General features: G+C 70.0%; 21 protein-coding genes, 1 tRNA gene and 1 pseudogene. 14 read left to right on the top strand and 9 right to left on the bottom strand.

The genetic code is table 11. From position 1 onward, the window contains the following. Nucleotides 1-179: 179 nt before the first annotated feature. The 6 genes from paaA (at nucleotide 180) to ACFYZJ_RS20135 (ending at nucleotide 5,039) form a co-directional block, all read left to right on the top strand. On the top strand, nucleotides 180-1,175 hold the full coding sequence (paaA, locus tag ACFYZJ_RS20160) for a 1,2-phenylacetyl-CoA epoxidase subunit PaaA (RefSeq protein ID WP_388569838.1): 996 nt from the start codon (nucleotides 180-182) through the stop codon (nucleotides 1,173-1,175). Further along, a complete protein-coding gene (paaB, locus tag ACFYZJ_RS20155) occupies nucleotides 1,172-1,459 on the top strand; it encodes a 1,2-phenylacetyl-CoA epoxidase subunit PaaB (protein WP_037614825.1) in 288 nt (95 codons plus the stop codon). Before paaA ends, paaB begins: the two co-directional genes overlap by 4 nt. After that, entirely contained in the window at nucleotides 1,456-2,175 is a 720-nt protein-coding gene (gene paaC, locus ACFYZJ_RS20150; RefSeq protein ID WP_388569835.1) for a 1,2-phenylacetyl-CoA epoxidase subunit PaaC, read from the top strand. Before paaB ends, paaC begins: the two co-directional genes overlap by 4 nt. After that, complete coding sequence (paaD, locus tag ACFYZJ_RS20145) at nucleotides 2,169-2,711, top strand: 1,2-phenylacetyl-CoA epoxidase subunit PaaD (RefSeq protein ID WP_388569832.1); 543 nt, start codon at nucleotides 2,169-2,171, stop codon at nucleotides 2,709-2,711. Before paaC ends, paaD begins: the two co-directional genes overlap by 7 nt. Then, the gene (locus ACFYZJ_RS20140) at nucleotides 2,711-3,775 is read left to right on the top strand and encodes a 2Fe-2S iron-sulfur cluster-binding protein (RefSeq protein ID WP_388569829.1); all 1,065 of its coding nucleotides are present in this window, start codon (nucleotides 2,711-2,713) and stop codon (nucleotides 3,773-3,775) included. The genes paaD and ACFYZJ_RS20140 overlap by 1 nt, the downstream gene beginning before the upstream one ends. Before the next feature lie 127 nt (nucleotides 3,776-3,902). Then, nucleotides 3,903-5,039, top strand: coding sequence for an acyl-CoA dehydrogenase family protein (locus ACFYZJ_RS20135; protein WP_388569826.1), 1,137 nt, complete (start codon nucleotides 3,903-3,905; stop codon nucleotides 5,037-5,039). A gap of 115 nt (nucleotides 5,040-5,154) precedes the next feature. Here the strand turns inward: ACFYZJ_RS20135 and ACFYZJ_RS20130 are convergent, their stop codons facing one another. From ACFYZJ_RS20130 to ACFYZJ_RS20120, 3 genes are all read right to left on the bottom strand, one after another. Next, nucleotides 5,155-5,484: a rhodanese-like domain-containing protein gene (locus ACFYZJ_RS20130; RefSeq protein WP_388570314.1), complete on the bottom strand. Its 330-nt coding sequence runs from the start codon at nucleotides 5,482-5,484 to the stop codon at nucleotides 5,155-5,157. A gap of 79 nt (nucleotides 5,485-5,563) precedes the next feature. After that, nucleotides 5,564-6,448: a hypothetical protein gene (locus tag ACFYZJ_RS20125; RefSeq protein ID WP_388569823.1), complete on the bottom strand. Its 885-nt coding sequence runs from the start codon at nucleotides 6,446-6,448 to the stop codon at nucleotides 5,564-5,566. Nucleotides 6,449-6,560: 112 nt separating this feature from the next. Then, on the bottom strand, nucleotides 6,561-7,991 hold the full coding sequence (locus ACFYZJ_RS20120) for a DUF2252 domain-containing protein (protein ID WP_388569820.1): 1,431 nt from the start codon (nucleotides 7,989-7,991) through the stop codon (nucleotides 6,561-6,563). Between the two features lie 211 nt (nucleotides 7,992-8,202). On the opposite strand from ACFYZJ_RS20120, the gene ACFYZJ_RS20115 reads away from it, so the two are divergent. Continuing rightward, a complete protein-coding gene (locus ACFYZJ_RS20115; RefSeq protein WP_388569818.1) occupies nucleotides 8,203-9,192 on the top strand; it encodes a Dyp-type peroxidase in 990 nt (329 codons plus the stop codon). Between the two features lie 6 nt (nucleotides 9,193-9,198). Here the strand turns inward: ACFYZJ_RS20115 and ACFYZJ_RS20110 are convergent, their stop codons facing one another. After that, on the bottom strand, nucleotides 9,199-9,501 hold the full coding sequence (locus ACFYZJ_RS20110; RefSeq protein ID WP_388569815.1) for a hypothetical protein: 303 nt from the start codon (nucleotides 9,499-9,501) through the stop codon (nucleotides 9,199-9,201). A 42-nt stretch (nucleotides 9,502-9,543) separates the two neighbouring features. Here ACFYZJ_RS20110 and ACFYZJ_RS20105 point away from each other — a divergent pair. Next, a pseudogene (locus ACFYZJ_RS20105) lies at nucleotides 9,544-10,295 on the top strand (alpha/beta fold hydrolase); the annotation flags it as partial. Nucleotides 10,296-10,709: 414 nt separating this feature from the next. On the opposite strand, the gene ACFYZJ_RS20100 reads toward ACFYZJ_RS20105, so the two are convergent. Then, nucleotides 10,710-10,793 (bottom strand) — tRNA-Leu (locus tag ACFYZJ_RS20100). A gap of 690 nt (nucleotides 10,794-11,483) precedes the next feature. Between ACFYZJ_RS20100 and ACFYZJ_RS20095 the strand changes: the two genes are divergently transcribed. The 6 genes from ACFYZJ_RS20095 to pknB all read left to right on the top strand — a co-directional run bounded on the left by ACFYZJ_RS20095 (nucleotide 11,484) and on the right by pknB (nucleotide 19,578). Beyond that, complete coding sequence (locus ACFYZJ_RS20095) at nucleotides 11,484-12,329, top strand: FhaA domain-containing protein (protein ID WP_388569812.1); 846 nt, start codon at nucleotides 11,484-11,486, stop codon at nucleotides 12,327-12,329. Between the two features lie 10 nt (nucleotides 12,330-12,339). After that, the gene (locus ACFYZJ_RS20090; protein WP_388569809.1) at nucleotides 12,340-12,852 is read left to right on the top strand and encodes an FHA domain-containing protein; all 513 of its coding nucleotides are present in this window, start codon (nucleotides 12,340-12,342) and stop codon (nucleotides 12,850-12,852) included. Between the two features lie 120 nt (nucleotides 12,853-12,972). Next, complete coding sequence (locus tag ACFYZJ_RS20085) at nucleotides 12,973-14,484, top strand: Stp1/IreP family PP2C-type Ser/Thr phosphatase (RefSeq protein ID WP_388569807.1); 1,512 nt, start codon at nucleotides 12,973-12,975, stop codon at nucleotides 14,482-14,484. A 26-nt stretch (nucleotides 14,485-14,510) separates the two neighbouring features. Then, entirely contained in the window at nucleotides 14,511-15,947 is a 1,437-nt protein-coding gene (locus tag ACFYZJ_RS20080; RefSeq protein ID WP_388569804.1) for an FtsW/RodA/SpoVE family cell cycle protein, read from the top strand. Continuing rightward, nucleotides 15,944-17,431 carry a peptidoglycan D,D-transpeptidase FtsI family protein gene (locus ACFYZJ_RS20075; protein WP_388569801.1) on the top strand — a complete coding sequence of 496 codons (1,488 nt, stop codon included), beginning with the start codon at nucleotides 15,944-15,946 and terminating at the stop codon, nucleotides 17,429-17,431. The genes ACFYZJ_RS20080 and ACFYZJ_RS20075 overlap by 4 nt, the downstream gene beginning before the upstream one ends. Nucleotides 17,432-17,601: 170 nt before the next feature. Beyond that, entirely contained in the window at nucleotides 17,602-19,578 is a 1,977-nt protein-coding gene (gene pknB, locus ACFYZJ_RS20070; RefSeq protein ID WP_388569798.1) for a Stk1 family PASTA domain-containing Ser/Thr kinase, read from the top strand. Nucleotides 19,579-19,689: 111 nt separating this feature from the next. On the opposite strand, the gene ACFYZJ_RS20065 is transcribed toward pknB, so the two are convergent. Genes ACFYZJ_RS20065 through ACFYZJ_RS20050 form a run of 4 tightly spaced genes read right to left on the bottom strand, consistent with a single transcriptional unit; the run spans nucleotide 19,690 to nucleotide 22,446 of the window. Continuing rightward, entirely contained in the window at nucleotides 19,690-20,433 is a 744-nt protein-coding gene (locus ACFYZJ_RS20065; protein WP_388569795.1) for a class E sortase, read from the bottom strand. Between the two features lie 50 nt (nucleotides 20,434-20,483). After that, a complete protein-coding gene (locus tag ACFYZJ_RS20060; RefSeq protein ID WP_388569793.1) occupies nucleotides 20,484-21,653 on the bottom strand; it encodes a class E sortase in 1,170 nt (389 codons plus the stop codon). Continuing rightward, a complete protein-coding gene (locus ACFYZJ_RS20055; protein ID WP_388569791.1) occupies nucleotides 21,650-22,288 on the bottom strand; it encodes an aminodeoxychorismate/anthranilate synthase component II in 639 nt (212 codons plus the stop codon). Before ACFYZJ_RS20055 ends, ACFYZJ_RS20060 begins: the two co-directional genes overlap by 4 nt. Further along, nucleotides 22,285-22,446: a hypothetical protein gene (locus tag ACFYZJ_RS20050; protein ID WP_388569788.1), complete on the bottom strand. Its 162-nt coding sequence runs from the start codon at nucleotides 22,444-22,446 to the stop codon at nucleotides 22,285-22,287. The genes ACFYZJ_RS20055 and ACFYZJ_RS20050 overlap by 4 nt, the downstream gene beginning before the upstream one ends. Between the last annotated feature and the right edge of the window lie 25 nt (nucleotides 22,447-22,471).

Genomic DNA, 22,471 nt, shown 5'->3' with positions numbered 1-22,471 from the left:
GCATGCGCACCCGGAACGGTACTCAGCCCCGCCCGCCCCGCACAGCCCGATGGGCACAGCGGCCGGACCGGCGCCGCGGGTTGTCCACAGCGGTTGACACCCTACGGCGCTCCGCCTCACCATTGAATCGACCGGACCGAACGATCGGTCGGGAGACGGCGAGTGGTCAGGGGGACCGCATGGCGACAGCAGCAGCGCACCGGACGGCCCGCGCGGACGGCACAGAGACGGACGCGACGGCGTACGAGGCCGTGTTCGACGCAGCCGTCGCCGGCGACGAGCGCATCGAGCCACGCGACTGGATGCCGGACGCCTACCGCGCCACCCTCGTCCGGCAGATCGCCCAGCACGCGCACTCCGAGATCATCGGCATGCAGCCGGAGGCCAACTGGATCACGCGCGCTCCCTCACTGCGCCGCAAGGCGATCCTGATGGCCAAGGTGCAGGACGAGGCGGGCCACGGACTGTATCTGTACGGCGCGGCGGAAACGCTCGGCACCAGCCGCGACGAACTGCTCGACAAGCTGCACACGGGCCGCCAGAAGTATTCATCGATCTTCAACTACCCGACGCTGACCTGGGCGGACGTCGGCGCGATCGGCTGGCTGGTGGACGGCGCAGCGATCACCAACCAGGTGCCCCTGTGCCGCTGCTCCTACGGGCCGTACGCCCGAGCGATGGTCCGCATCTGCAAGGAGGAGTCCTTCCACCAGCGCCAGGGCTACGAGCTGCTGCTGACCCTCAGCCGAGGCACACCCGAACAGCACGCGATGGCGCAGGACGCGGTGAACCGCTGGTGGTGGCCGTCCCTGATGATGTTCGGCCCGCCCGACGACGAGTCGGCGCACTCCGCGCAGTCGATGGCGTGGAGGATCAAGCGGCACTCGAACGACGAGCTGCGCCAGCGCTTCGTGGACATCTGCGTCCCTCAGGCCGAGGCCCTCGGCCTCACCCTCCCCGACCCGGACCTGCGGTGGAACGAGGAGCGGGGGCACCACGACTTCGGCCCCATCGACTGGACGGAGTTCTGGGAGGTCCTCAAGGGCAACGGCCCCTGCAACGAGCAGCGGCTGGCCCAGCGCAGGCAGGCCCACGAGGAAGGGGCCTGGGTACGGGAGGCAGCCGCGGCGTACGCGGCGAAGCACAACGGCGGGACGGGAGCGCAGCACGCATGACGAACACCGACTGGCCCCTGTGGGAGGTCTTCGTCCGCTCACGCCGCGGGCTCTCGCACACCCACGCCGGCAGCCTGCACGCCCCGGACGCCGAGCTCGCCCTGCGCAACGCGCGCGACCTGTACACCCGGCGCGGCGAGGGCGTCTCGATCTGGGTGGTGCCCTCCGCCGCGATCACCGCGTCCTCGCCGGACGAGAAGGACCCGTTCTTCGAACCGGCCGCCGACAAGCCGTACCGGCACCCGACGTTCTACGAGATCCCGGAAGGGGTGAAGCACCTGTGACCGTCACCGTGCACACCGCGGCCGCCCTGGCCCTCGGCGACGACGCCCTGGTGCTCTCGCACCGCCTGGGGGAGTGGGCGGGCCACGCACCGGTACTGGAGGAGGAGGTCGCCCTCGCCAACATCGCCCTCGACCTGCTGGGCCAGGCCCGGGTGCTGCTGTCCATGGTGGGCGACGAGGACGAGCTGGCGTACCTGCGGGAGGAGCGCGCCTTCCGCAACCTGCAGCTGGTGGAGCAGCCCAACGGCGACTTCGCGCACACCATCGCCCGCCAGCTGTACTTCTCGACCTACCAGCGACTGCTGTACACCGAACTCGCCTCCGGGACCGGCCAGTTCGCCGGACTCGCGGCCAAGGCGGTCAAGGAGGTCGCCTACCACCAGGACCACGCCGAGCAGTGGACGCTGCGGCTCGGCGACGGCACGGACGTCAGCCATCAGCGGATGCGCCACGCGTGCGAGGCGCTGTGGCGGTACACGGGAGAGATGTTCCAGCCGGTGGAGGGGGTGGACGTCGACTGGACCGGCATGGAACAGGCCTGGCTGGACTCGGTCGGCGACGTCCTTCGCCGGGCCACCCTCGAAGTCCCTCAGGGACCGTGTTCCGGGGCGTGGACGGCGGGCGCGGGACGCCAGGGCCTGCACACCGAACCGTTCGGACGGATGCTCGCCGAGATGCAGCACCTGCACCGCAGCCACCCGGGGGCGTCATGGTGACGGCCACGGCCCTCGAAGAGGAACTGCGCCGGCTCGCCGGCTCCGTCCCCGACCCCGAGCTGCCCGTGCTCACCCTGGAGGAGCTGGGCGTTCTACGGTCCGTCCATGTACGCGGCACGGACGCGGTGGAGGTCGAACTCACCCCGACGTACACGGGATGCCCCGCGCTCGAAGCCATGTCCGTGGACATAGAGCGGGTGCTGCGCGAGCACGGCGTGCGGGAGGTCGTCGTACGCACGGTCCTCACCCCCGCCTGGTCCACGGACGACATCTCCGAGGAGGGCCGCCGAAAGCTGAGGGAGTTCGGGATAGCGCCCCCGCGCGTCCGCGGACGGCACCCGTCGGGTCCGGTGCCCGTCGAGCTGGGCCCGACCCGCACCGTCACCGGCTCCGCCGAGCCGGACACCCCCGTACGCTGCCCGTTCTGCGGATCCGCCGAGACCGAGCTGCTCAGCCGTTTCTCGTCCACCGCGTGCAAGGCACTGCGCCGCTGCCTCGCCTGCCGTGAGCCGTTCGACCACTTCAAGGAGTTGTGATGGCCCGGTTCCACCTGCTCCCGGTGGCCTCGGTGGAGCGGCTCACCGACGACTCCGTGGCCCTGACCTTCACCGTGCCGCCCGCACTGCGCGAGGAGTACCGGCACACGCCCGGCCAGCACCTCGCGCTGCGCCGCACCGTCGACGGCAGGGAGATACGGCGCACGTACTCGATCTGCTCCCCCGCTCCGGCACCGGACGAACAGGGCCCGCGCACGCTGCGGGTCGGGGTGCGGCTGGTCGAGGGCGGGGCCTTCTCCACCTACGCCCTCAAGGAGATCGCCGCCGGGGACGAACTGGAGGTGATGACACCGGCGGGACGGTTCACGCTGGAGCCGGCACCCGGGCTGTACGCGGCGGTGGTGGGCGGCAGCGGCATCACCCCCGTGCTGTCGATCGTGACGACGCTCCTGAAGCGGGAACCCGGTGCGCGCTTCTGCCTCATACGCAGCGACCGCACGACGGCCTCGACGATGTTCCTGGAGGAGGTCGCCGACCTCAAGGACCGCTACCCCGAGCGGTTCCAGCTGGTCACGGTGCTCTCCCGGGAGGAACAGCAGGCGGGGCTGCCGTCCGGCCGGCTCGACCGGGAGCGGCTCGACCAGCTGTTGCCGGCGCTGCTGCCGGTCGAGGAGGTCGCCGGCTGGTTCCTGTGCGGTCCGTTCGGGCTGGTGCAGTCGGCGGAGCGAGCACTGCGCGGACTGGGAGTGCCCCGGACGCGGATCCACGAGGAGATCTTCCACGTGGACGACGTGACCGTGACCACACCGGCCACCGTGGCTCCCGCGCACAGCAGGGTGACCGCGCGGCTCGACGGACGCGGCGGCACCTGGCCGGTCCACGACGGCGAGTCGCTGCTGGAGACGGTGCTGCGCAACCGGCCCGACGCGCCCTACGCCTGCAAGGGCGGGGTGTGCGGGACCTGCCGGGCCTTCCTGGTCTCGGGCGAGGTACGGATGGACCGCAACTTCGCGCTCGAGCCGGAGGAGACGGAAGCCGGATATGTGCTCGCGTGCCAGTCGCATCCGGTCACGGAGACGGTGGAACTGGACTTCGACCGATGAGCGTCCCCTGCCGAACCGCTCGCTGAGCATTCCCGGGGAGGACCTGACCGCCAACCGTTCCCCTCTTCTAGAACCTGTCCTATCCTGACGGACCGTCAGGTCAGCGGAACCGCCAGGAGGACAGGCCGTGGACTTCACCTTCAGCGAGGAGCAGCAGGCGGCGGCCGAGGCGGCGAGGGCCGTGTTCGCCGGAGTCGCACCGGACGCAGTACCCAGCCCAGCGCTGACCGCCGGCGCCGTCGCCGACGACTTCGACCGGGCACTGTGGGCGCGGCTCGCCGACGCGGACCTGCTCAGCCTGCTCCTGGACGAGGAGTACGGCGGCGCCGGTCTCGACCCGATCGCCCTCTGCCTGGTGCTGCGCGAGTCGACCAAGGTGCTCGCACGGGTGCCACTGCTGGAGAACACCATCGCGGCGGTCGCCGTACAAACCTACGGCAGCACCGAGTTGAAGGAGGAACTGCTGCCAGGAACCGGGGGCGGAGAGACGGTCCTCACCATCGCCGCACACGGCCGGACCGGGCACGACCCGGCCGAACTCGCGGTGGTGGCACGGCAAGACGGCGGCAACTGGGTCCTGGACGGGACACAGACGGCGGTGCCGTGGGCGTACAACGCCGACGCCGTCCTCGTACCGGCCCACACCGACGATTCCAGCCACGCCGTCCTCGCCCTGGTGCCGCGCACGCACAAAGGTGTCGTTCTGGCCGAACAGCTCTCGACGACGGGGGAGCGGCTCGCCGAGCTGCGGCTGGAGTCGGCACGGATCGCCGGGCGGTACCTGCTCGACGTCGAGGGTGCCTGGGAGCGGCTGCGCCTGCTGCTCACCACCGGCACGTGCGCGCTCGCGCTCGGCCTCGCCGAGGCTGCGCTGAGGATGACCAGCGAGTACACCGGCAAACGGGAACAGTTCGGCCACCCCATCGCCACGTTCCAGGCGGTCGCCATGCAGGCCGCCGACCGGTACATGGACCTGCGCGCCATGGAGGCCACACTCTGGCAGGCCGCATGGCGGATCACATCCGGCACGGCGGGAGCGCTGCCGACGGCCGGGGACGTCGCGGTGGCGAAGATCTGGGCCTCGCAGGGCGTACGGCGGGTGGTGCAGACCGCGCAGCATCTGCACGGCGGCTTCGGCGCCGACACCGACTACCCCCTGCACCGCTACCACGCCTGGGCAAAGCACCTGGAGCTGTCACTCGGCCCGGCGGCCGCGCACGAGGAAGCACTCGGCGACCTGCTGGCGACGCACCCACTGGGCTGAGCCGAACGCCCCGCTCGAAAAGCGTCCGGCCGGACCAGACAGAGGCACGACATGTCCGGCTCAACCAGAACACGACGCCTCCGGTCCGCACCACAGCACGACCCCCTGGGCCGGACTAGAGCACGACGCCGGGCTCACCCTCGGCGTCCACTACCGGGCGGCCCTCAGCGGCCCATACCTGCATGCCGCCGTCGACGTTCACCGCGTCGATGCCCTGTTGGACCAGATACATCGCCACCTGAGCCGAACGACCCCCCGAGCGGCAGATCACATGGACCCGGCCGTCCTGCGGCGCCGCCTCCGTGAACTCTCCGTAGCGTGCGACGAACTCACTGAGGGGGATGTGCAGCGCCCCCTCGGCATGACCCGCCTGCCACTCGTCGTCCTCGCGGACGTCCAGCAGGAAGTCACCGTCCTTGAGGTCCGCGACCCCGACCGTGGGCACACCAGCTCCGAAATGCATACCCCGACGCTACCCGACGCCGAAGCGGACGTGCCTGCCACCACGGACGTCCACGGGCGGCTCAGCCGCGCAGCACCTCCAGCTCGGCCTCCTTCTGCGCTACCTGAGCCAGCAGCTGCTCCGCGATCTCCTCGAGGAGGCCGTCGGGGTCATCGGGGGCGAGCCGAAGCATCGAGCCGATCGCACCCTCCTCCAGCTCCCGGGCCATCAGCGTGAGCAGTTCCTTGCGCTGGGAGAGCCACTCCAGACGGGCGTACAGCTCCTCACTGCGGCTCGGCCGGCGCTCCTCGGGGACGGGGCCCGCGGCCCACTCCTCCGACAGCTCCCGCAGCAGGGCCTCGTCGCCACGGGCGTAGGCGACGTTGACCCGGGCGATGAACTCGTCCCGCCGCTTGCGCTCGTCCTCGTCCTGGGCGAGGTCGGGATGCGCCTTGCGGGCCAGCTCGCGGTACAGCTTGCGGGCCTCCTCGCTGGGGCGCACACGCTGCGGAGGCCGCACGGGCTGGTCCGTCAGCATGGCCTGCGCCTCGGGGTACAGTCCCTCCGAGTCCATCCAGCCGTGGAACAGCTCCTCCACACCGGGCATCGGCAGGACCCGGGCACGTGCCTCGTGGGCGCGGCGTATGTCCTCCGGATCCCGGGTGCGGGCGGCCCGCGCCTCCGCGATCTCCGCGTCCAGCTCCTCCAGGCGCGCGTACATGGGGCCGAGCCTCTGGTGGTGCAACCGGGAGAAGTTCTCCACCTCCACGCGGAAGGTCTCCACGGCGATCTCGTACTCGATCAACGCCTGCTCGGCGGCCCGCACGGCCCGCTCCAGCCGCTCCTCGGGCCGCGCCCCGGCGCCCCCGGCCCCGGCACCCGCCCCCTCACCGGAGCCGCCGCCCTCGGCGACCGGCTCCTCGGCAGCGGACAGGGGCTCGCTCTGCTCGGCATCCGGCGTCGTCACCGCACCAGCGTAAGACACGGTCGGGGGAGCTCTGCCTTGGTGCGGTGAGGTTGGGATGCGCGGCAGACCGACACCTCTGGGGGCCTCCCCCTCCCCCTCCCTCCCCGCCCCCTCAAACCCCAGCCTCCTCCGCGATCCGCCCGCTCCGCACCGCCGCCACCAGCTCCGCGTGGTCCGCCTCCGTGCGGTCCGCGTACTGCACGGCGAACGCGGCCATCGCCTCGTCCAGTTCCTCGTTCTTGCCGCAGTAGCCCGCTATCAGGCGCGGGTCGGCGCTGTGGCTGTGGGCGCGGGCCAGCAGCGCCCCGGTCATGCGGGCGTAGTCGTCTATCTGGTCGGCGGCCAGGGCCGCCGGGTCGACGCTGCCCTTGCGGTTGCGGAACTGCCGTACCTGGTAAGGGCGTTGGTCGACCGTCGTCCAGCCCAGCAGGATGTCGCTGACGACCTGCATGCGCTTCTGCCCCTGGACGACCCGGCGTCCCTCGTGCTCCACCTCCGTCACCGGATGGCCGGCCGTGGCCAGGTGGGGCAACAGGGCCGACGGGCGGGCCTCCTTGACCTGGAGGATCAGCGGTTCGCCCCGGTGGTCGAGGAGCAGCACCACATAGGAGCGGGTGCCCACGCTGCCCGTGCCGACGAGGCGGAACGCCACGTCGTGCACCGCGTACCGGGCGAGGAGCGGGTGCCGGTCCTCGGGCAGCGTCGTCAGATACTCCTCGAGCGACGCCGCGACCGACTCGGCCTCCGCGTCCGGTATGCGGCGCAGCACCGGTGGTGCGTCCACGAAGCGCCGGCCGCCGCCCTCGACCTGCTCCGTCGCCTTCGCCGCGAACCGGCCGCTCGTGTTGGCCCGCGCCTTCTCGGAGACCCGTTCCAGCGTGCCGAGCAGGTCGTGGGCGTCCGTGTGGGAGACCAGTTCCTCGTCCGTGATCGCGTTCCAGGCGTCGAGGACCGGGAGTCTGGCCAGCAGGCGCATCGTGCGCCGATAGGCGCCGACCGCGTCCTGCGCCGCCTGACGGCACCGGTCCTCGTCGGCCCCCGCCTCGCGGCCGGCGAGCACGAGGGAGGCGGCGAGCCGCTTGAGGTCCCACTCCCAGGGCCCGAGCACCGTCTCGTCGAAGTCGTTCAGGTCGATGATCAGGCCGCCGCGGGCGTCCCCGTACAGGCCGAAGTTCGCCGCGTGGGCGTCGCCGCAGATCTGGGCACGGATGCCGGTCATCGGGGTGCGTGCGAGGTCATGGGCCATGAGGCCCGCCGAGCCGCGCAGGAACGCGAACGGTGTGGCCGCCATCCGGCCGACGCGTATCGGCGTGAGCTCGGGGAGGCGGCCGCGGTTGGACTCCTTCACGGCGGTGACCGCGTCCGGGCGGTCGACGTCCAGCACCAGTTCGGCGTGGGCGCGGCGGCGCACCCGTGTACGCAGTGCCTTGCCCTCCTCCTTCGGTGAGCCCTCGACCGGCCATCGTGCGAAGCCCCGCACGGCCGAAATCCTGGCCGCCTGCCTCGGCTCCGCCGCCCCCGTCCCGGTCTCGACCTCGGTCACATCGATCGCCTCCCCCGCTGTCCATGCAGCTGTGTGAACATCGACTGCGGAGACCGTACAGGTCGGCTGCTGAGGTGTGTCAGAGGTTGTGGACAACTGCGCGGCTGTGGAAAACCTCCGGCGCCGGCGTCCGTCCGCTGCCCGGTGGCACCCCCCTTGGGGCCGCCCTAGAGTGAAAACCCGCCCGTGACCTGGGAAGGGGGTGTGGCCCGTGACCCAGTCCTCTCCGGAGCCCGTTCCCCAGTCGGTGCTGTCCCCGTTGACGGAGGCCGCGATCTTCCTGGTGGTGGCCGTCGACCCGGGAGGCGAACCGGTCGTCCGCGGGTTGCTGTCCGACCTGAACGGGCTGCAGCGGGCCGTCGGCTTCCGTGCCTCGCCCAGCGGGAAGCTCAGCTGCGTCACGGGCGTCGGATCCGACGTGTGGGACCGTCTGTTCTCCGGGCCGCGTCCGGCGCAGCTGCATCCCTTCCGTGAGCTGGCCGGGCCCGTGCACCGCGCGGTGTCGACGCCGGGTGATCTGCTCTTCCACATCAGGGCCGCCCGCGTGGACCTGTGCTTCGCGCTGGCCGGCGAAATCATGGAGCGTCTGCGTGGTGCCGTGACGGTGTGCGACGAGGTGCATGGGTTCAAGTACTTCGACGTGCGGGACCTGCTCGGCTTCGTCGACGGGACGGAGAACCCGGTGGGCCCGGCGGCGAGCGAGGCCGTGCTGGTCGGCGACGAGGACCCCTGCTTCGCCGGCGGAAGCTATGTGATGGTGCAGAAGTACCTCCACGATCTGCGGGCCTGGAACGCCCTTGCGGTGGAGGCACAGGAAAGGGTGATCGGGCGTCGGAAGCTGTCCGATGTCGAACTCGACGACGAGGTCAAACCGGCCGACTCGCATGTCGCCCTGACGACGATCGTCGACCGTGACGGCAGAAAGCACGAGATCCTGCGCGACAACATGCCCTTCGGCAGCGTCGGCAAGGGCGAGTTCGGGACCTACTTCATCGGGTACGCCCGCACCCCGACGGTGTTGGAGACCATGTTGGAGCGCATGTTCCTGGGCGCACCACCGGCGGCCCACGACCGGATCCTGGACTTCTCCACACCGGTCACCGGATCGCTGTTCCACGTGCCCACCGGCGACTTCCTGGACAACCTGCCCGACCCGCCCGGGGCGACGGACACGAGGGGCCCCGGCGCGGGCGCGCCGTGAGGTACCTCACGCGCCCGAACGCCCCCGCCCGGCGTGCCGCCACTGACGCCGCTGCTGCCGACCAGGGCGGCGAGCTCGCCGAGCTGGTGTGGTGGGCTCGACGGTCCAGCCGGCCGGCAGCCTCAGTGCCTCGGCGGACGGTGATCCGGGCTCCGCGGTGTAGATGCCGAGCACCTGATTCCGGGCGCCGGTGACGGCCGGGGCCTCGTAGCCGAGATGCAGGTCGCCCACCAGGGGGTGGTGGAAGTGCTTGGCCCCGTGGAGTGCTTGGCCCCATGGGTGCGGCGCTGCACGTCGTGTGTGGCCCACCAGCGGCAGAAGTCCTCGTCCTCCGTCGTCGGCCTGGCGACGATGACCTTGGCGGCCACCGCCGGTGCAGTTCCCTCCGCGGGACCGGCGAGTCCTTCCCGCGTACGGGAAGCCGACCGTGGTGCTCGTGCACGGCGCATTCGCCGACGCGTCCAGTTGGAACGGCGTGACCAAGCGCCTTCAGCGCGACGGCTATCCGGTGCTCGCTCGCTCCCGCGGACCCGCTGCGCGGCCTGAACAGCGACTCCGCCTACCTGGCCGCCCTCCTGAAGACCATCAGCGGTCCAGTGGTTCTGGTCGGCCACTCCTACGCCGGCGCCGTGATCAGCCAGGCCGCGGCCGAGGACCCGAACGTCAAGGCACTCGTCTGCATCGCCGCCTTCATCCCAACCAAGGGAGAAAGCGCGGGTGAGCTCACCGGCACGTTCCCCGGGAGCGCCCTCGCATCCGCTCTGATCAAGGTTCCCTTCCCCCTCGACAACGGGGGCACCGGAACCGACCTGTACATCAAGCCCGACAAGTTCCGTGCCCAGTTCGCGGCGGACGTGCCACGGGCGCAAACCGATCTCATGGCTGTCACCCAACGGCCTGTGGCCGCCTCCACACTGGATGACAAGGCGACCGAGGAGGCCTGGAAGACGATCCCCTCGTGGGATGTCATCACCACCCAGGACAAGGCCATCCCGCCCGCCGCCCAGCGCTTCATGGCCAAGCGCGCCGGAGCACACAGCGTCGAGGTCGACGCTTCACATGCCGTCAGCGTGTACCGGCCCGAGGCCGTCAGCAAGCTGGTGAACAGGGGGCAACCGCGACCGTACGCCGATACGCCGCCTCGCGTGTCCTGCGGATGCGAACACGGATGCGAACAGGTCGCTGCTCCCTCACCGAGGGACAGTCACAGGCGTCCGAACCCGTCGGAGCGGGCCCGGGGGGACGGGTGCAAGGTCGTGATCGGCTCGGTGATCACGACCTGATCAAGTTCCGCACGTCCGCCATCGGGCCCTGGCTCTCGCAGGCGAACGACCACGGCGCCGGCACCCCAGCACACCAAAGACAGGCCCCGACACGTGAGATAGCTCACGCGCCGGGGCTCCGCCGTATGTCCTGACCAAGTTGTGCGATGTCTCACAACCGCCAACACAACGAGAAACGGGCCCCTGCCGTGACTTCCGTCACCGGCAGAGACCCGTTTCGTCGGTATCTCTCTGTGCGCGAGGGGGGAGTTGAACCCCCACGCCCTTGCGGGCACTGGAACCTGAATCCAGCGCGTCTGCCTATTCCGCCACCCGCGCATTGGGTGTGTCCTCCGGCTCCGGCCCTCTCGGCCCGGCGCCTTCCGACACCCAGAACACTAGCACGCTGGAGAGGGTGGGTTCACATCCCTTTCCCCCGGGGCCACCGGCCCCGCCTCGTGAACCCCCTTCCGACCAGCGACTACCCCGAGCCTCGCCCCCGGACCCATCCCCACGCCCCCACCCACCATCCGCCACCCACCACCGTGCACCCCGACACGCGCCACCCACGCCCACAGCCCAGCCCCAAAGCCCGGCCCCCCGTACGGCACCTCCGCCCTTCTCCAGCCATGGCGCCCCACACCCTCCGATCGCCGAGCCCCCCGCCGCCCCTACCGCCCCTCCGCCCCGAAAACGTCTCAAGGTGAGTCTGTTCACGTATCAACCTCGTACCGGTCCAGCCCCTCTCCCCAGGAGACTGACGGGGTCCACAGCCGGGTGCGGGACACTGGTCTGCGGCCGCCTCTACGATCCATGCCGGGAGTACCACCGCGGAGCGCTCCGAGGAGTACGTCAAGGAGTACGCCCGGGAGGTGTTCGAAGGGGCCGTCCGGAGGGAAATCCGGAGGCGTCGACACCCGTCGACAGGGCCGATGGGGGGAACCAGCCGATTTTCCGGCGCGTGGATACGATCAGTAAGCAGTACCAGGTAAGCAGTACACAGGACGGCAACGACGGAGGAGGTGCCCCATGGGAGTCCTGAAGAAGTTCGAGCAACGGCTCGAAGGTCTGGTCAACGGCACCTTCGCCAAGGTCTTCAAGTCCGAGGTCCAGCCTGTGGAGATCGCCGGCGCGCTCCAGCGTGAGTGCGACAACAACGCGACCATCTGGAACCGCGACCGTACGGTCGTCCCCAACGACTTCATCGTGGAGCTGAGCGCGCCGGACTACGAGCGCCTCAGCCCCTACTCCGGCCAGCTCGGCGACGAGCTCGCCGGCATGGTGCGCGACTACGCCAAGCAGCAGCGCTACACCTTCATGGGCCCCATCAAGGTCCACCTGGAGAAGGCCGACGACCTCGACACCGGCCTGTACCGGGTGCGCAGCCGTACGCTCGCCTCCTCCACCGACCAGCAGGCCCCCGCGCAGGGCGGCTCCTCCTCGCGCCCCGGCGGTTACGGCTACCCGCCCTCCGCCGCGCCCGCGGGCGCTCCGCCCATGCCGTCCGCGCCGCCGCCCGGCGCGCGCCCCGGCGGATACGGCTACCCGCAGCCCGCCGGCCAGCGTCCCGGTGGCGCCCCGGCGTCCGGCGGGCGGACCCGCTACTGGATCGAGATCAACGGCACCCGCCATCAGATCTCCCGCCCGACGCTGGTACTGGGGCGCAGCACCGACGCCGACGTGCGGATCGACGACCCCGGCGTCTCCCGCCGGCACTGTGAGATCCGGACCGGAACGCCCTCGACGATCCAGGATCTCGGCTCCACCAACGGCATCGTGGTGGACGGGCAGCACACCACCCGCGCTACGCTCCGCGACGGCTCGCGGATCGTCGTGGGCAGCACCACCGTTATCTATAGGCAAGCCGAAGGGTGAAGCGGGGGCAATGTCAGAGCTGACCCTCACGGTCATGCGGCTGGGTTTCCTGGCCGTACTGTGGCTGTTCGTGATCGTGGCCGTGCAGGTCATCCGGAGCGACCTGTTCGGCACACGGGTCACCCAGCGCAGCGCGCGCCGGGACGCCGGACGGCCGCAGCCCACCGCCCGCCAGGCCGCGCCGCCGCCGCAGCGCCAGCAGCCGGGTGCCGGCCGCCAGCGCCGCGGGGCCCCCACCAAGCTGGTCGTCTCCGAGGGCTCGCTGACCGGGACCACGGTCGCGCTCCAGGGCCAGACCATCACGCTCGGCCGCGCCCATGACAGCACCATCGTGCTGGACGACGACTACGCCTCCAGCCGGCACGCCAGGATCTACCCCGACCGCGACGGCCAGTGGATCGTCGAGGACCTCGGGTCCACCAACGGCACGTACCTCGACCGGACCCGGCTGACGTCCCCCACACCGATTCCGCTGGGCGCGCCGATCCGCATCGGCAAGACCGTCATCGAGCTGCGGAAGTAGTACGAAAATGAGCGAGCGGAGCGAGCACGCAGCGGCGGCCCCCACCCAGGGCCCCGGCGCGCTCCCGACCGGAGGGTGGGCACCGTGCGGATGTACCCGGAGCCGACGGGCGAGGTGCGCATGAGTCTGTCACTGCGCTTCGCCGCCGGATCGCACAAAGGCATGATCCGCGAGGGCAACGAGGACTCCGGTTACGCCGGTCCGCGCCTGCTCGCGATCGCCGACGGGATGGGCGGCCAGGCCGCCGGCGAGGTCGCCTCCTCCGAGGTGATCTCCACCATCGTCGCGCTCGACGACGACATCCCCGGCTCCGACATCCTCACCTCGCTCGGCACCGCGGTGCAGCGCGCCAACGACCAGCTGCGCGCCATGGTCGAGGAGGACCCCCAGCTCGAGGGCATGGGGACCACGCTCACCGCGCTGCTGTGGACCGGTCAGCGACTCGGTCTCGTCCACGTCGGCGACTCCCGGGCATACCTGCTGCGGGACGGCGTCCTCACACAGATCACCCAGGACCACACCTGGGTGCAGCGGCTCGTCGACGAGGGCCGCATCACCGAGGAGGAGGCCACCACCCACCCGCAGCGGTCCCTGCTGATGCGGGCGCTGGGCAGCGGCGACCACGTCGAGCCCGACCTGTCCATCCGCGAGGTGCGCGCCGGCGACCGGTACCTGATCTGTTCCGACGGGCTGTCCGGGGTGGTCTCCCACCAGACGCTGGAGGAGACCCTCGCCAGCTACCACGGTCCCGAGGAGACGGTGCAGGCGCTGATCGAGCTGGCGCTGCGCGGCGGCGGCCCCGACAACATCACCGTCATCGTGGCCGACGTGCTGGACCTGGACACCGGGGACACCCTCGCCGGGCACCTGTCGGACACCCCGGTCGTGGTGGGCGCGGTCGCCGAGAACCAGCACCACCTGCACGACAACGGCATCATGCAGACCCCCGCGGGCCGCGCCGCCGGCCTCGGGCGCCACAGGTCCGGGCAGGGCGGCGGGGGCGAGTTCGGCCCGCCCGGCAGCGGCGACACCACCGGGTACATCCCGGCGGGCAGCTTCGGCGACTACACCGACGAGGACTTCGTCAAGCCGAAGAAGGGCCGCAGGTGGCTGAAGAGATCCCTCTACACGGCCCTCGCGCTCGCCGTCGTCGGCGGCGGCTGCTACGGCGCCTACCGGTGGACGCAGACGCAGTACTACGTCGGCGCCAACGGCGAGCACGTCGCGCTGTACCGCGGCATCAGCCAGGACCTGGCCTGGGTGTCGCTGTCCAAGGTGGAGCAGGACCACCCGGAGATCGAACTCAAGTACCTGCCGCCCTACCAGCAGAAGCAGGTCAAGGCGACCATCGCCGAGGGCGGTCTCCAGGCGGCCCGGTCGAAGATCTCCGAGCTGGCCGTGCAGGCGTCGGCGTGCCGGAAGGAAGCCGAACGCAGCACCACGGAGTCCAAGAACCCCACCAAGCCCGGCAGCACCAAGGGAACCGCGAGCAACTCCCCGACGTCCAAGGCCACGCCGACACCGAACCCCTCGGCGTCGGCGTCCAAGAACCAGACCGCACCCACTCCCACACCCGGCCCCAGCCTCTCGGAGGAAGAGCAGAAGGTCGTCTCACTGTGCGGTAAGCAGTAAGCAGCCGTGAGGGGCCCTGTCACACCATGAGCAGCAGTACGAACACGTCGACGCACCACACGTCCACGATCGGCGCGATCGGCACACCGAGCCGCCGCAACACCGAGGTGGCGCTGCTGGTGTTCGCCGTCGTCATCCCGGTGTTCGCCTACGCCAACGTGGGCCTCGCCATCAACAACAAGGTGCCGCCCGGCCTGCTGAGCTACGGCGTCGGCCTCGGTCTGCTGGCCGGCGTCGGCCATCTCGTCGTACGGAAGTTCGCCCCGTACGCGGACCCGTTGCTGCTGCCGTTGGCGACCCTGCTCAACGGCCTCGGCCTGGTGGTCATCTGGCGGCTCGACCAGTCCAAGCTGCTGCAGTCCATCAAGCAGGCCGGCAACGCGGCGCCCCGCCAGCTGATGTACACGGCGCTGGGGATCGCACTGTTCGTCGCCGTGCTGATCTTCCTCAAGGACCACCGCGTCCTGCAGCGCTACACCTACATCTCCATGGTCACCGCGCTGGTCCTGCTGCTCCTGCCGCTCGTCCCCGGCCTGGGCGCCAACATCTACGGCGCGAAGATCTGGATCCACGTCGGCAGCTTCTCCATCCAGCCCGGTGAGTTCGCGAAGATCGTCCTGGCGATCTTCTTCGCCGGCTACCTGATGGTGAAGCGCGACGCGCTCGCCCTGGCAAGCCGCCGCTTCATGGGCCTGTACCTGCCGCGCGGCCGCGACCTCGGACCGATCCTCGTCGTCTGGGCGATCTCGATCCTCATCCTGGTCTTCGAGACCGACCTCGGTACGTCGCTGCTGTTCTTCGGAATGTTCGTCGTCATGCTGTACGTCGCCACCGAGCGGACCAGCTGGATCGTCTTCGGTCTGCTGATGTCCGCGGCCGGCGCCGTCGGCGTGGCGAGCATCGAGCCGCACGTGAAGTCGCGTGTCCAGGCCTGGCTCGACCCGATGAAGGAGTACACGCTCAGCCGCCAGGGCGTCATCGGCCACTCCGAGCAGCTGCAGCAGGCTCTGTGGGCGTTCGGCTCCGGCGGCACCCTCGGCACCGGCCTCGGCCAGGGCCACTCCGACCTGATCCGGTTCGCCGCCAACTCCGACTTCATCCTCGCCACCTTCGGCGAGGAACTGGGCCTGGCCGGCATCATGGCGCTCCTGCTGATCTACGGCCTGATCGTGGAGCGCGGCGTGCGCACCGCCCTCGCCGCCCGCGACCCGTTCGGCAAGCTGCTCGCCGTCGGCCTGTCCGGCGCGTTCGCGCTGCAGGTGTTCGTGGTCGCCGGCGGTGTGATGGGGCTCATCCCGCTGACCGGTATGACCATGCCCTTCCTGGCCTACGGAGGTTCCTCCGTCATCGCCAACTGGGCCCTGATCGGCATCCTGCTGCGCATCAGCGACACCGCGCGCCGCCCGGCCCCCACCCCCGCTCCGAACCCCGACGCCGAGATGACCCAGGTGGTCCGACCGTGAACAAGCCCCTGCGCCGGATCGCGATCTTCTGCGGGCTCCTCGTCCTCGCACTGCTCGTCCGCGACAACTGGCTCCAGTACCTCCAGGCCGACAGCCTGCGTACCGACCCCAACAACCGCCGTGTGCTGATCGCCCGGTACTCCACGCCGCGCGGCGACATCATCGTCGACGGCAACCCCATCACCGGGTCCAAGGAAACGCCCACCAACAGCCTCAACGACTTCAAGTACAAGCGCACCTACAAGGACGGCGCCATGTGGGCGCCGGTCACCGGCTACGCCTCCCAGGCCTTCGGTGCCACGCAGCTGGAGTCCATCGAGGACGGCATCCTCACCGGCACCGACGACCGGCTGTTCTTCCGCAACACCCTCAACATGTTGACGGGCAAGCAGCAGCAGGGCGGCAACGTCGTCACCACGCTCAACGCGGCCGCGCAGAAGGCCGCCTACGACGGCCTGAAGAAGGTCGGCGGCAAGGGCGCGGCCGTGGCGCTCGACCCGCAGACCGGCGCGATCCTGGCGCTGGCCTCCTACCCGTCGTACGACCCGTCGACGTTCGCGGGCAACTCGCTGTCCACGGACTCCAATGCCTGGCAGCAGCTGCAGAAGAAGAACGACCCCAGCGACCCGATGCTCAACCGGGCGCTGCGCGAGACCTACCCGCCGGGCTCCACCTTCAAGGTGGTCACCGCGGCGGCGGCCCTGGAGAACGGGCTGTACACGAGCGCGGACGACCCGACCAAGTCCCCGCTGCCCTACACCCTCCCCGACACGAGGACGGAGCTGAAGAACGAGGGGAACATCCCCTGCGAGAACGCGACCATGCGGGCCGCGCTGCAGTACTCCTGCAACACCGTCTTCGGCAAGATCGGCGCCGACCTCGGCCGGGACAAGATGCTCGAGGAGGCGAAGAAGTTCGGCTTCGACTCCGAGCAGTACACGCCGGTGCGCTCGGTCGCCTCCACCTTCCCGGAGAAGATGGACCGGCCGCAGACCGCGCTCAGCTCCATCGGCCAGTTCGAGACCGCCGCGACGCCGCTGCAGATGGCCATGGTCGCCTCCGCCGTCGCCAACGACGGCAAGCTGATGAAGCCGTACATGGTGGACAAGCTGCAGGCGCCCAGCCTGGACGTGATCACCCAGACCCAGCCGCAGGAACTGAGCCAGCCGCTGACGTCGAAGAACGCCCAGATCCTGCAGTCGATGATGGAGACCGTGGTCGAGAAGGGCACCGGAACCAACGCGCAGATCCCGAACGTGACCGTGGGCGGCAAGACCGGTACCGCCCAGCACGGCCTGAACAACAGCGAGAAGCCGTACGCCTGGTTCATCTCGTTCGCCAAGCTCAAGGACGGCAGCTCACCCGTCGCCGTTGCCGTGGTGGTCGAGGACGACAAGGCCAACCGTGACGACATCTCCGGTGGCGGCCTCGCCGCCCCCATCGCGAAGGACGTCATGGAGGCGGTCATCAACAGCAAGAAGTGACCCCGGTCACGTCGCCTTCACATCGGTGCACGTTGCGATACCGGTCCTGTATCGGGTGGCGGATGTGGCCAGGTCACACAGAGCGAGCCGGGTACCGTATGCCCGGACAGCACACCGCCGGACCACACGTGGGTGTGGTCGGGACCGACGGAGAGGGCTGGTAGGAAGCTATGGAAGAGCCGCGTCGCCTCGGCGGCCGGTACGAGCTGGGCCAGGTGCTCGGCCGTGGTGGCATGGCCGAGGTCTACCTCGCGCACGACACCCGCCTCGGCCGCACCGTGGCGGTGAAGACGCTGCGCGCCGACCTGGCGCGCGACCCTTCCTTCCAGGCCCGGTTCCGCCGGGAGGCCCAGTCGGCCGCCTCGCTCAACCATCCCGCGATCGTCGCGGTGTACGACACGGGCGAGGACTACATCGACGGGGTCTCGATCCCGTACATCGTCATGGAGTACGTCGACGGCTCCACACTCCGTGAGCTTCTTCACAGCGGCCGCAAGCTGCTGCCGGAGCGCGCCATGGAGATGACCATCGGCATCCTCCAGGGCCTGGAGTACGCCCACCGCAACGGCATCGTCCACCGCGACATCAAGCCCGCGAACGTCATGCTGACGCGCAACGGCCAGGTCAAGGTGATGGACTTCGGCATCGCCCGCGCCATGGGCGACGCCGGCATGACGATGACGCAGACCGCGGCGGTCATCGGCACCGCCCAGTACCTCTCACCGGAGCAGGCGAAGGGCGAGCAGGTCGACTCGCGTTCGGACCTGTACTCGACGGGCTGCCTGCTCTACGAGCTGCTGACGGTCCGCCCGCCCTTCGTCGGGGACTCCCCGGTCGCGGTCGCCTACCAGCACGTCCGCGAGGAGCCCCAGCCGCCGAGCGTCTTCGACCCCGAGATCACGCCCGAGATGGACGCGATCGTCCTGAAGGCACTGGTCAAGGACCCCGACTACCGTTACCAGAGCGCCGACGAGATGCGCGCCGACATCGAGGCGTGCCTCGACGGTCAGCCGGTCGCGGCGACGGCGGCGATGGGCTCGGTCGGCTACGGCGGCTACCCCGACGACCAGCCGACGACGGCCCTGCGCCCGGACCACGGTGCCGGCGCGACGACGATGATGCCGCCGATGAACCCGGACGAGGGGGGCTACGGCTACGACGACCGCCCGGACCGCCGCCGACAGCCCAAGAAGTCCAACACCTCCACGATCCTTCTGGTCGTCGCCGGCATCCTGGTCCTGGTCGGTGCGATCCTCATCGGCAAGTGGATCTTCAGCAACCACGGCGGAGTCGGCAACGACACGGTGCCGACTCCGAACTTCGTCGGCCAGTCCCAGAAGGACGCGCAGACACTCGCCGACAACTCGGACCTGAAGCTGTCCATCTCGAACAAGCCGTGCGAGGACCAGAAGAAGGGCAACGTCTGCTCCCAGGACCCGAGCCCGAACACCGAGGTCAAGAAGGGCTTCACGGTCAAGCTGGTCGTGTCGACCGGGGCGCCGAAGGTGGCGGTGCCGGATGTGCGGGGACTGCAGTTCGACAAGGCGAAGTCCCAGCTCGAGGACAAGGGATTCGTGGTCGAGCAGAAGACGGTGGAGTCCGACCAGACTCCGGGCGTCGTCACCGACCAGAGCCCTGCGGGCGGCACCGATCAGGAGAAGGGCACGAAGATAACCCTCACGGTTGCCGCGGCCCCGCAGACCGTGACCGTGCCGGACGTGCGGAACCAGACCTGTGACGACGCCAAGAAGCAACTGCAGGCGAGCAACCTGACGCCGGGCGACTGCATCGACACCGACACCACCGACCCGAACCAGGTCGGCAAGGTCATACAGACCAACCCGGGGGTGCTGACCCAGGCAAAGGCGGGCACGAAGGTCGACATCCAGATAGGCAAGCTGGCCAACCAGCAGAAGCCGGTCCCGAACGTCTTCGGCCAGAAGCTGAGCGACGCGGTGAAGATCCTGCAGCAGAACGGCTTCACCCGCATCCAGGTCAACGGCGCGCGAGACGGCAACGCCCGGGTCACCGCCCAGGACCCACAGCCCAACACCCCGGCCGACCCGAACAGCCAGACGATCACCCTGACCACGGTGCCGGCCGGAGGCAACAACGGCGGCTTCTTCAGCGGACTGACCGGCGGCTGAGCCCGACCGGCCCGCACCGGCCACCACGACGACCGAGCCCCGGCACCTGCAGGTGCCGGGGCTCTCGCGTGGAACCTCTCTTCGCAACATCCTCTCTTGAGAGGACCTCGGTCAGCCCTTCAGCTCCTTCGGCGGAGTCCGTTCACTGTCCACCTTGTCCACCCGCACCAGTTCGCCCCACACGATGTACCGGTACTCCGACGTGTAAACAGGCGTGCACGTCGTCAGGGTGATGTAGTGGCCCGGCTTCTTGACGCCCGCCTCCTTCGGGACCGCCGACAGCACCTTCACGTTGTACTTCGACGTCTCGGGCAGGATCGCGAACACCTTGTAGACGTACCAGTCGTCCTTCGTCTCGAAGACGATCGGGTCGCCCTTCTTCAGCTTGTCGATGTTGTGGAACTTCGCCCCGTGCCCGTCCCGGTGCGCGGCCAGCGCGAAGTTGCCCGCCTTGCCCGTCATCGGCAGCGTCGCCTTCACCGGGTCCGTGTAGTAGCCGGCCACACCATCGTTCAGGACGTCCGTCGACGTGCCCTTCTCGACCAGCACCTCGCCGTTCTTCATCGCCGGCACGTGCAGGAACCCGATGCCGTCCTTCGTGTCCAGGGCGCCCGGACCACTGTGCTTCTCGGCCGCCCAGTGGTCGCGCACCTTGTCGCCCCGCTGGTCGGCCTTGCGGTCCGCTATCACGTTCGTCCACCACAGGGAGTAGACGACGAACAGACCCAGCACCAGGCCCGCCGTGATCAGCAGTTCGCCGAAGACGCTCACGGCCAGCGCGATCCGGCCACGCCCACCGCGCCGAGCCGACGGGGAGGCGGCGGTCCGCTCGTCCTGGTCGGTGGTCACTCCCACTGCATCTGCCCTGTCTGTTCTACGTGGAGGTGCGTCCACGTGCCCTGCGCCTACGAAATGAGCGCGTCCGGCTTGCCCTTGCTGCGCGGCCGTTCCTCGACCATCTTGCCCCACACGATCAGCCGGTACTTGCTGGTGAACTCCGGCGTGCACGTGGTCAGCGTGATGTAGCGGCCCGGCGCGGTGAAGCCCGAGCCCTTCGGGATCGGGTCCAGGACACTGGTGTTCGCCGGAGACGTCACCGGCAGCATCGACGTCATCTTGTAGACGTAGTACTCGTCCTGCGTCTCCACCACGATCGCGTCACCCGGCTGAAGACGGTTGATGTACCGGAACGGCTCGCCATGCGTGTTCCGGTGCCCCGCGAGCCCGAAGTTTCCGGTCTTGTCGCTGGGCATCGCCGTCTTCAGGCTGCCCTCCCCGTAGTGCCCGACCATGCCCTTGTCGAGCACCTGCGTCTTGCTGGTGCCCTCCGCGATCGGCGCCACCACGTCCAGCTTCGGGATGTGCAGGATCGCGAAGCCCTGCCCCGGCGCGAACACCCCTGGCTCCCGCTTGCCGCTCGCCCAGTCCTGCTGGAGGTGCTGCGCGGCGCTGCCCGCCTCCTGGTGCGCCCGCACGTTCGACCACCACAGCTGGTACGTCACGAACAGCAGCATCACCACACCCGTGGTGATGAACAGCTCGCCCACGACCCGGCTCACCACGACCGCCGCACCCGGCTTCTGCGCCCGCGCCGCCCGCCGCGCCTCCACCCGGGAGCGCGGCGCTTCCGGAGCTCCCTCAGCGGGCTTCTCGGCCGTCGGCGGGCCTCCACCGTGCCGCCCGTGCCTCCGGGCCGCCTTGCGCCGCGCGGCACGGCCACCGGGCGCCGGTGCGGCCTCGGCCGCGCGCTCCGCAACCCGCCGCGTCCGCGACACGTCCACGGCGCGCAGCGCGACGGTCTCCTCATCCACCGGCAGGGGCTGCTCGTACGCCGGCGCCGGCCGCGCCTCCTCGTACGACGGCAGCACCGCCGTCGCGTCGTACCCCTGCTGGGACTCGTACGTCTGCTGCGGCACCTGCTGCCCGTACTCCCCGGCGCCCTGCCACTGAGGGCCCGGATCCTGCCCCTGCCACACGCCGAAGTCCCCGTACGGCTGCTGCCCGTACGAGGACCCTTGCTCCGCGGCGCCCCCATAGCTGGCGCCGGTCTCGCGCTCGGGGCGCAGCGCGGTCACGCCGTGGCCCTGCCCACCACCGGGGCGAGCCCCGCCGACCTCGCCACGGCCCCCTCGTCACCGCACTCCACCAGCCAGTTGGCCAGCATGCGGTGCCCGTGCTCGGTCAGCACCGACTCGGGGTGGAACTGCACACCCTCCACCGGCAGCTCCCGGTGCCTGAGGCCCATGATGATGCCGTCGTGGGTACGCGCCGTGACCTCCAGCTCGGCCGGGACGGTGGCCGGTTCGGCGGCCAGGGAGTGGTAGCGGGTCGCCGTGAAGGGGGACGGCAGTCCCGCGAAGACGCCCTTGCCCTCGTGCTCCACCAGCGAGGTCTTGCCATGCAACAGCTCCGGCGCCCGGTCGACGACACCGCCGTACGCCACCTGCATCGACTGCATGCCCAGGCAGACCCCGAAGACCGGGACACCGGTCGCGGCGCAGTGGCGGACCATGTCGACGCAGACGCCCGCCTCCTCGGGGGTGCCCGGTCCGGGGGACAGCAGGACGCCGTCGAAACCGTCCTGAGCGTGCGCCGTCGACACCTCGTCGTTGCGCAGCACCTCGCACTCGGCGCCCAGCTGGTACAGGTACTGCACCAGGTTGAAGACGAAGCTGTCGTAGTTGTCCACGACGAGAATGCGCGCACTCACTGGTTGTCCACCGTCACATCGTTGAAGGGCAGCAGCGGTTCGGCCCACGGGAAGACGTACTGGAACAGGACGTACACCACGGCCAGGACCAGCACGACGGAAATCAGTGCCTTGACCCACACGCTCCCCGGCAGATGCCGCCAGATCCAGCCGTACATGCCGTCCCTTCCGTCTCACCACGGC

It is taken from the genome of Streptomyces sp. NPDC001848, from assembly GCF_042891915.1.
GTDB lineage: Bacteria > Actinomycetota > Actinomycetes > Streptomycetales > Streptomycetaceae > Streptomyces.
This window is presented reverse-complemented; position numbering and strand designations above follow the sequence as displayed.